The organism is Mesorhizobium sp. M7A.F.Ca.ET.027.03.2.1, from assembly GCF_003999175.1.
Classification (GTDB): domain Bacteria; phylum Pseudomonadota; class Alphaproteobacteria; order Rhizobiales; family Rhizobiaceae; genus Mesorhizobium.
Map to the genome: position 1 here is coordinate 1 of NZ_RZOM01001354.1, position 1,329 is coordinate 1,329.

At 63.1% G+C, this 1,329-nt stretch carries 2 protein-coding genes; both read left to right on the top strand.

From position 1 onward, the window contains the following. Positions 1–351: 351 nt before the first annotated feature. On the top strand, positions 352–525 hold the full coding sequence (locus EN750_RS34590) for a hypothetical protein (protein ID WP_081738796.1): 174 nt from the start codon (positions 352–354) through the stop codon (positions 523–525). An 89-nt stretch (positions 526–614) separates the two neighbouring features. After that, positions 615–1,329 (top strand): ATP-dependent helicase (locus EN750_RS34595; RefSeq protein WP_145968207.1); only part of this gene is annotated, 715 nt, incomplete at its 3' end.

Here is a 1,329-nt window from a genome sequence, read left to right on the forward strand (position 1 = left end):
GATAGGGCAGTGCGCCTCGGTACGCTTTTAACAAAGATAATCCCCCGATGACGCAGGGGAAAGACTCAGCTAGCCTTACCCGTGCGGCGGACCTAATTATCCGCTTGGCCGGCGCTTCACTCCTCCCAAGCGGCGCCGGCCTTCTTCTCCAAAAGTCCGTCCGGGACGCCACAACGGGTTGCGGCAGCACGCGAACCTCGCAAAAGCCAAGTTCCGCCTCCGGTTGCCTCGAGAATGCATCGGGGAGCGCTGGCGAAACCGCCCTCCATCTTCGACTGCGTGCGTGGACGATTGGCAAGGGAACCAAAGGCGGTTTCCCCGGTTGGTTCTGCTCCAAAGGAGTGTTGCACTATGTTCCGTCTGCTCGTCGCCGGCGCCTTCGCCTATGTCACTTATCGTATCGCCAGGAAGATGGTCGAAAACGTGCCCGATACGGTCGACCCGCTGCTGTTGCCGCCGTCGAAGCATGATCGCGAGACCTTGCGGCGGCAGTCGGCCGACATGGGTGTCGATCCGCAACGCTAAAGACACGGACGACGCGCTTCGGCCTGTCTAGCACGAGGCCAGCCCCGCATCGATATTGCGAACAAAGCAGAAACGATGCTTGATGGGCGATGAACCTCGCCACTGCTGATTCGACCTTTCGGGACCCGACCGTCCAGCCTGCCTATCTCGCCCGGCTCAACGATGCCCAGCGCCAGGCAGTCGAGCACGGCGACGGCCAGATAGCCGGTCCGCTGCTGGTCATTGCCGGCGCCGGTTCGGGCAAGACCAACACGCTGGCGCATCGCGTCGCTCATCTGGTCGTCAAGGGGGCAGACCCGCGCCGCATCCTGCTGATGACGTTTTCGCGCCGCGCCGCGTCCGAAATGGCCAGGCGCGTCGAGCGTATCGCCGGCGAAGTGCTCGGCCGCGATGCAGCTGTCATCACCGATGCGCTGACCTGGGCGGGAACCTTTCACGGCATCGGCGCGCGGCTGCTTCGCGACTATGCGCTGGAGATCGGCCTCGACCCGGCCTTCACCATCCATGACCGCGAGGATTCCGCCGACCTGATGAATCTGGTCCGCCACGAACTCGGCTTCTCGAAGACGGAAGCGCGTTTCCCCACCAAGGGAACCTGCCTTGCCATCTATTCGCGCGCCGTCAACGCACAGGCGCCGCTCAACGAGGTGTTGGGTTCCGCCTTTCCCTGGTGCGCCGGTTGGGCCGAGCAGCTGAAACAATTGTTCGCCGGTTATGTCGAGGCCAAGCAGGCGCAAAACGTGCTCGATTACGACGATTTGCTGCTCTACTGGGCGCAGATGGCGGCGGAGCCCGAGATAGCAG